This is a genomic window from Leptothrix toolikensis (SeqCode) (assembly GCF_057922285.1).
In genome coordinates this window covers 1-6439 of sequence record NZ_JBYSVC010000110.1, presented here as the reverse complement: position 1 = coordinate 6439, position 6439 = coordinate 1, and the positions used below count along the sequence as shown (strand labels likewise).

Here is a 6439-nt window from a genome sequence, read left to right as displayed (position 1 = left end):
GTCATCTGGCGGGCGGTTTCTTCGGCATCGGTCTGGCTCACATAGACCAGCTCATCGACCCGTTGGGGTTCATAGATGCGCGGCAGGTATTCAGCGGGCCACTTGCGGATGCCTGGGATGCGCGAGCCTTCCGAGGGCTGCACACCGACGATACGTACCTTGGGGTTGCGCTCTTTCAGGTAGCGGCTCACCCCGGTGATGGTGCCGGTGGTGCCCATGGCGCTGACGAAGTGGGTGATCTGCCCATCGGTGTCGCGCCAGATCTCGGGGCCGGTGGTTTCAAAGTGGATGCGCGGGTTGTCGCTGTTGGCAAACTGATCCAGCACCCGGCCTTTGCCTTCGGCGGCCATGGTGTCGGCCAGATCGCGGGCGTATTCCATGCCGCCCGCCTTGGGCGTCAGGATCAGCTCGGCCCCGAAGGCTTTCATCGTCTGGGCGCGCTCAATCGAGAGGTCCTCCGGCATGATCAGCACCAGCCGGTAGCCGCGTACCGCTGCGGCCATGGCCAAGGCGATGCCGGTGTTGCCTGAAGTGGCTTCGATCAGCGTGTCGCCGGGGCGGATCTCGCCGCGTTCTTCGGCGCGCCGAATCATGCTGATGGCGGCGCGGTCTTTGACTGAACCCGCCGGGTTGTTGCCCTCCAGCTTGCCCAGCACGACGCTGGAAGCTGCCACGCCGTTCAGATCCGGCAGGCGTTGCAGGCGCACCAAAGGGGTATGGCCGATCACATCTTCGACGGTGAAGTAGGTAAGCATGGGCATCAAATCTCCTTGAAGCGAATTGTGGCAGCAAGGTGGAATAGAGGTTGCATTCTGATAAAAAATCGTGCCATAATCTCGGACCGCGCCCGATCAGCGCGACCACATGGCCGAAGTGGCGAAATCGGTAGACGCAGGGGACTCAAAATCCCCCGCCGCAAGGTGTGCCGGTTCGAGTCCGGCCTTCGGCACCACTGATCAAAAAAGCCCCGCTGCGCACTCAACAGGTTCGCAGCGGTTTTTTTTTACCGGATCGTTTCCCGGACCCGACCATGCCGCAGCTTCCTCCCATCACCCGTGCCTTGCTGCTGATCTGCACTGCCTTGTTTTGTGCGCAGATGTTGTTTGGCGATTGGATCGAAGTCTGGTTTGCGCTTTGGCCCTTGGGTTCGGGGCATTTCCTGCCTTGGCAAGTCCTGAGCTACGCCTTTTTGCACGGCGACATGGGCCACTTGTTCTTCAACATGTTGGGTTTGTGGATGTTCGGGGCCGAGATCGAGATGCTCTTCGGTCGCAAGCGTTACATGCAGTATTTGGCTGCCAGCGCTTTGTCGGGTGCCTTGGTGCAGTTGCTGATTTCGCCCTTGCTCGGGACGATGGGGGCCACGATTGGTGCTTCAGGAGCCCTGTTCGGTCTGCTGCTGGCCTTTGGCACACTGTTTCCTGATCGCATCATCATGCCGCTCTTCCCGCCCATCCCCATGAAGGCCAAATACTTCGTGATGGTCTTTGGTGCGCTCGAACTCTTCTTCGGCATGACTTCCATGCGCGGCGGCGTGGCGCATTTTGCGCACCTTGGCGGCATGTTGGGCGGCTGGCTGATGTTGCGCTACTGGCGCGGCCTGCCGCCGTTCCCGCCCCGGCGTCGCTGAGCAAGAACGCCGTGCGCGATTTTGTTTTGAGCCAAGGATGTATATACTCAACGTAATTACATCCTTCGAAGGATCCAGCTCATGACTTACGCCCGCGTTTTTCAGTCCGGGAACAGCCAAGCGGTGCGTCTACCCAAGGAATTTCGGCTCAACGTTGACCAAGTCGAAATTTTTCGCCAAGGCGGCGATATTGTGTTGCGCGAAGTCCCCCTCAGCGCCGCCGTGGTGTTTGATCTTTTGGCCAGCCTGCCCGCCGATTTCATGAGTGACGGTCGGGACGACACACCTCCGCAAGAGCGGGAAGAACTCTAATGGCTGAGCGCTCCGCTGTTCGATACCTGCTCGACACCAACATCTGTATCTATATCGCCAAGGGCCAGCCACTGGCGGTGCGCGCGCGCTTTGAGCGGTACACCTTGCATGACGTGGCCATGTCCACCATTACGCTGGGCGAATTGCGTTTTGGTGCGGAAAAAAGTCAGGCCCGCGAGCGCGCCTTGAGCACGATCGAACAGCTCATGCAGGTCATACCGGCCTGCGCCCTGCCCCTAGAAGCGGGTGAGCACTACGGCCAGATCCGTGCCACCTTGCAAAAGCTGGGGCTTCCTATCGGCAACAACGACTTGTGGCTGGCAGCGCATGCGCGTTCTCAGGGCTGGATTCTGGTGACCAACAACTCCCGCGAATTTGCCCGCGTACCCGGCCTGCAAGTTGAAAACTGGGTGGATTGAGCCTCTTTGATGACTGGGCGGATTCAAAAATGAACCGCAACACCCCCATCATTTGTACGAGCGGGCGTCCTCGATGACTTTGCCGTCGTTGGGCAGGGTGTTGGGGGGGAGGAGGGTGATGTTGCCGCGTAGTTTGGTGATGTCGCGCAGGGTTTCGGCGACGCGGGTGGGGAGGTTTTCGGGGGCGCTGGCGACTTCGATGTGGAGCGTCATGCGGTCGGCGGACATCTCGCCTTCGACGACCAAGCGGGCGCGGAGGATTTCGGGGTGGCGTTTGGCGACTTCGGCGATTTGGCTGGGGTGGACGAACATGCCGCGCACCTTGGTGGTTTGATCGGCCCGGCCCAGCCAGCCCTTGATGCGTTGATTGGTGCGGCCGCTGGGGCAGGGGCCGGGCAGGATGGCGGAGAGATCGCCGGTGCCGAAGCGAATCAGCGGGTAATCGGGGTTGAGCACCGTCACCACCACTTCGCCGACCTCGCCGTCGGGTACGGGGTTGTGGGTGCCGGGGCGAACGATTTCGAGGATGACGTGTTCATCGACCACCAAACCTTGGCGGGCCGAGGTTTCGAAGGCGATCAAGCCGACATCGGCGGTGGCGTAGCACTGGTACGCCTGCACGCCGCGCTCGATCAGCCAGTCGCGCAGCGAGGGTGGGAAGGCTTCGCCGCTGACCAGCGCTTTGCAAATCTGGCCCAAGCCCCCACCCCCCGTGGGGGCCTCGCTGGCTTTCTCGACCAAGATCTTCAAAAAGCTCGGGGTGCCGATGTAGCCGTGCGGGCGCAGTTCCTGAATGGCTTGGAGTTGCAGTTCGGTGTTGCCGACCCCGCCCGGAAACACCGTGCAGCCGAGGGCGTGCGCGCCGGTTTCCATCATTGAGCCAGCGGGGGTGAGGTGATAGCTGAAGCTGTTGTGGATCAAGTCGCCGCGCTCAAACCCGGCAGCGCGGATGGCGCGCGCCATGCGCCAGTAGTCCAGCGCTTCGCCTTCGGGCTCATACATCGGTCCGGGCGACTGAAAAACCCGCCGCGCACCGTCACTTTGGCGGTGACCATGACGTGCGGGCTGGCCGCGCCAGCCGATGGTGGCAAAGCCGCCAAAGACATCTGAGGCGCGCTGCGTTTTTTGTTGCTCCAGCAGTTCGTACTTGCGCAACACCGGCAAGGCGGCCAGCGTGGCGCGGTCGGTGATGCGGCTGGGGTCGATGCCCGCCAGACGCTCGCTCATGGCGGGGCTGTGGGCCTGCGCGTGGGCGATCAGGCCGGGCAGGGCGGCAAACAAGGCCGCTTCACGCTCAGCCGGTGTACGGACCTCAAGGGGGTCCAAGGCAGAGATGGAGATCGTCATGGGGCGCTTTCCTCGTGGGCCGTGACTTGGGGTGGGGTCGTGTTCTTGGGGGATGGACTCAAGCCAGCCAGCGCTTGCGGCGCTTGTAGCTCTTGACGTCTTTGAAGCTTTTCCGATCACCGCCGCCCACGCCGAGATAGAACTCCTTGACGTCCTCGTTCTCGCGCAGCGCTTTGGCTTCGCCGTCCATGACGATGCGGCCACTTTCCAAGATGTAGCCGTAGTCGGCGTAGCGCAGGGCGATGTTGGTGTTTTGCTCGGCCAGCAAGAAGGTGACTTTCTCCTTGGTGTTCAAGTCTTTGACGATCTCAAACACCTCTTCGACGATCTGCGGTGCCAAGCCCATGCTGGGCTCATCGAGCAACACCATCTTCGGATTGGCCATCAGCGCGCGGCCGATGGCGCACATCTGCTGCTCGCCGCCCGAGGTGTAGGCCGCTTGGCTGGTGCGGCGGGTCTTGAGACGCGGGAAGTAGGCGTAAACCTTCTCCAGCGTCTCGGCCACCGCCGCCTTGCCATCGCGGCGCGTGTAGGCCCCGGTCATGAGGTTGTCTTCGATGGAAAGGTGCGCAAAGCAGTGCCGGCCTTCCATCACCTGCACCACGCCCCGGTTGACCATCTCGGCCGTCGAGAGCTGCTCGATGCGCTCGCCGCGCAGTTCGATGGAGCCTTTGGTGACCTCACCCCGCTCGCCCGCCAGCAAATTGCTGATGGCGCGTAGGGTGGTCGTCTTGCCCGCACCGTTGCCGCCCAGCAAGGCGACCACCTTGCCTTCGGGCACCTGTAACGACACGCCCTTCAGCACCAGGATCACGTGGTTGTAGATGACCTCGATACCGTTGACGTTGAGGAGGATGTGGTCAGAGGTGCTCATGGCAGGGGTCTTTCTCAGGATTGGCAGTCTGCCGAGGTGCGGCGGATCAGCTTTTTCTCACCGGCGTATTTCTCAGACGCTGCCTTGACCAGCGGCTTGATGATTTGCTGGTCGGCTTGCAGCCAGTCGGAGGTGAACTTCCACTTGCTGCCGTCCCAGGTGTGGACCCGTGCCCAATTGGCACCGACGTGGTCAAAGCAGCTGGTCGAAACCGGGCGCATCACGCCGGCAAAGCCCATGCCGTCGAGCTTCTTTTGTTCCAGCGCCAGGTTTTCCAGGCCCCAGCGCACTTGCTCGCCGCTCATGACCTTGCCCTTGCCGTACTTCTCTTGGGCGCGCTTGACGCCTTCCACGGCCAACATCGACGAGATCAGGCCGCGCATGTAGAGCACCGAGCCCACTTCGTCCTTCGGACCCGTGCCTTGGCCCTTGGCGTGAATTTGGGCCAAAACGTCTTTCACCACCTTCGAGCCCGGCTCTGCGCCGTGCTGCATGGTCACGGCGTTGTAGCCCTTGGCGCCTTCACCCACGTCCTTCACGTCCGGCTCGGCCCCGGCCCACCAGACGCCGTACATCTTGTCGCGCGGATAGCCGGTGGCTTGGGCTTCTTTGATGGCGGTCGAGTTCATCACGCCCCAGCCCCAGAGCAGCACGTAGTCCGGGCGGCTTTGGCGCACTTGCAGCCAAGTGGCTTTTTGCTCGACGCCCGGCGCGGTCACGGGCAGCAGTTGCAACTCAAAGCCGTGCATGCGGGCGCGCTCTTGCAGCAAGGGGATCGGCTCCTTGCCATAGGGGCTGTCGTGATAGACCAAGGTGATCTTCTTGCCCTTGAGCTTGTCGAGCCCGCCTTCTTTGGCGCCGATTTGCTGGATCAGCACGTCCGCCGCGATCCAGTAGGTGCCCAGCAGCGGGAAGTTCCACTTGAAAACACCGCCGTCTTGCGACTCTGAGCGGCCATAACCGGCCGTGATCAAGGGGATCTTGTCAGCTGGAGCTTTCTCGGTCAGGGCGAAGGTCGCGCCGGTCGAGAGCGGCTGGAACACCGTCGCCCCCTTGCCCTTGAGGCGTTCGTAGCATTCGACGCTCTTGTCGGTGGCGTAGCCGGTTTCGCACTCTTCAAAGCTGATCTTGACGCCGTTGATACCGCCTTGAGCGTTGACCAGTTTCAGGTAATCGACATAGCCGTTGGCCCAAGGCACGCCGTTGGGCGCGTAAGCGCCGGTGCGGTAAACCAGCACCGGGAAGAACTGTTCCTTGGCTTGGGCCAAGGCGCTGGGGGATGCGACCAGACCGGCCACGCTGGCCACGCTCAGGGCGGCGGCAAGGGTGAGGGACTTCAACTTCATGGAGAGCTCCTTGGGGGCGGGGGGTGAATCAACCATCGAGTTCAGGATGGGGTCAGTGCGGGAAAGGCCACAGACGCAGCTTTTCCTTGGCGGTGGACCAGAGTCGGGCCAAGCCGTGGGGTTCTTTGATCAGGAAGAAGACGATCAGCGCGCCAAAGATCATCGAGGTCAGGTGTGCGGCCAAGGCGGTGTCGAGCGCGATGCCGAACCATTGCGGCAGGTGGTCAAGCAGGATCGGCAGCAAGACGATGAAGGCCGCACCGAAGAAGCTGCCCATCACCGAACCCAGCCCGCCGATGATCACCATGAACAGCAGATCGAAGGAGCGGTTGATGCCGAAGGCAGCGGGCTCCCACGAGCCCAGATGGACAAAGCCCCAGAGCGCACCGGCCACGCCGACCACAAAGCTGCTGACCGCAAACGCGCTGAGCTTGGCGTGGATCGGGCGGATGCCGATCACGGCCGCTGCCACGTCCATGTCGCGCATCGCCATCCAAGCGCGGCCGATGTG

8 protein-coding genes and 1 tRNA gene are annotated in these 6439 nt (G+C 62.2%); 4 read left to right on the top strand and 5 right to left on the bottom strand.

The annotated features are described in order from the left end of the window. The coding region (cysM, locus tag AC3VI7_RS11830) for a cysteine synthase CysM (protein ID WP_489671554.1) at positions 1-755 on the bottom strand (755 nt) is incomplete at its 3' end. Between the two features lie 112 nt (positions 756-867). On the opposite strand from cysM, the gene AC3VI7_RS11825 reads away from it, so the two are divergent. The 4 genes from AC3VI7_RS11825 (at position 868) to vapC (ending at position 2361) form a co-directional block, all read left to right on the top strand. After that, positions 868-952, top strand: a tRNA-Leu gene (locus AC3VI7_RS11825). 78 nt (positions 953-1030) lie between these two features. Then, positions 1031-1630, top strand: coding sequence for a rhomboid family intramembrane serine protease (locus AC3VI7_RS11820; RefSeq protein WP_489668204.1), 600 nt, complete (start codon positions 1031-1033; stop codon positions 1628-1630). A gap of 81 nt (positions 1631-1711) precedes the next feature. Further along, a complete protein-coding gene (locus AC3VI7_RS11815) occupies positions 1712-1942 on the top strand; it encodes an antitoxin (RefSeq protein ID WP_489668203.1) in 231 nt (76 codons plus the stop codon). After that, positions 1942-2361 carry a type II toxin-antitoxin system tRNA(fMet)-specific endonuclease VapC gene (gene vapC, locus AC3VI7_RS11810; RefSeq protein ID WP_489668202.1) on the top strand — a complete coding sequence of 140 codons (420 nt, stop codon included), beginning with the start codon at positions 1942-1944 and terminating at the stop codon, positions 2359-2361. The genes AC3VI7_RS11815 and vapC overlap by 1 nt, the downstream gene beginning before the upstream one ends. 48 nt (positions 2362-2409) lie before the next feature. Here the strand turns inward: vapC and AC3VI7_RS11805 are convergent, their stop codons facing one another. The 4 genes from AC3VI7_RS11805 to AC3VI7_RS11790 form a co-directional block, all read right to left on the bottom strand. Continuing rightward, a complete protein-coding gene (locus AC3VI7_RS11805) occupies positions 2410-3708 on the bottom strand; it encodes a phenylacetate--CoA ligase family protein (RefSeq protein WP_489668201.1) in 1299 nt (432 codons plus the stop codon). A 58-nt stretch (positions 3709-3766) separates the two neighbouring features. Then, positions 3767-4582, bottom strand: a complete 816-nt coding sequence (locus tag AC3VI7_RS11800) for an ABC transporter ATP-binding protein (RefSeq protein ID WP_489668200.1) — start codon at positions 4580-4582, stop codon at positions 3767-3769. Between the two features lie 14 nt (positions 4583-4596). Then, positions 4597-5928, bottom strand: a complete 1332-nt coding sequence (locus tag AC3VI7_RS11795) for an ABC transporter substrate-binding protein (protein ID WP_489668199.1) — start codon at positions 5926-5928, stop codon at positions 4597-4599. Between the two features lie 52 nt (positions 5929-5980). Continuing rightward, positions 5981-6439: branched-chain amino acid ABC transporter permease (locus AC3VI7_RS11790; protein ID WP_489671553.1), on the bottom strand; the 459-nt coding region annotated here is incomplete at its 5' end.

Bases quoted from the DNA above. Each gene is read 5' to 3' on its own strand.
- AC3VI7_RS11820 (WP_489668204.1), top strand. From the start codon at position 1,031: ATGCCGCAGCTTCCTCCCATCACCCGTGCCTTGCTGCTGATCTGCACT.
- AC3VI7_RS11815 (WP_489668203.1), top strand. From the start codon at position 1,712: ATGACTTACGCCCGCGTTTTTCAGTCCGGGAACAGCCAAGCGGTGCGT.
- vapC (WP_489668202.1), top strand. From the start codon at position 1,942: ATGGCTGAGCGCTCCGCTGTTCGATACCTGCTCGACACCAACATCTGT.
- AC3VI7_RS11805 (WP_489668201.1), bottom strand. From the start codon at position 3,708: ATGACGATCTCCATCTCTGCCTTGGACCCCCTTGAGGTCCGTACACCG.
- AC3VI7_RS11800 (WP_489668200.1), bottom strand. From the start codon at position 4,582: ATGAGCACCTCTGACCACATCCTCCTCAACGTCAACGGTATCGAGGTC.
- AC3VI7_RS11795 (WP_489668199.1), bottom strand. From the start codon at position 5,928: ATGAAGTTGAAGTCCCTCACCCTTGCCGCCGCCCTGAGCGTGGCCAGC.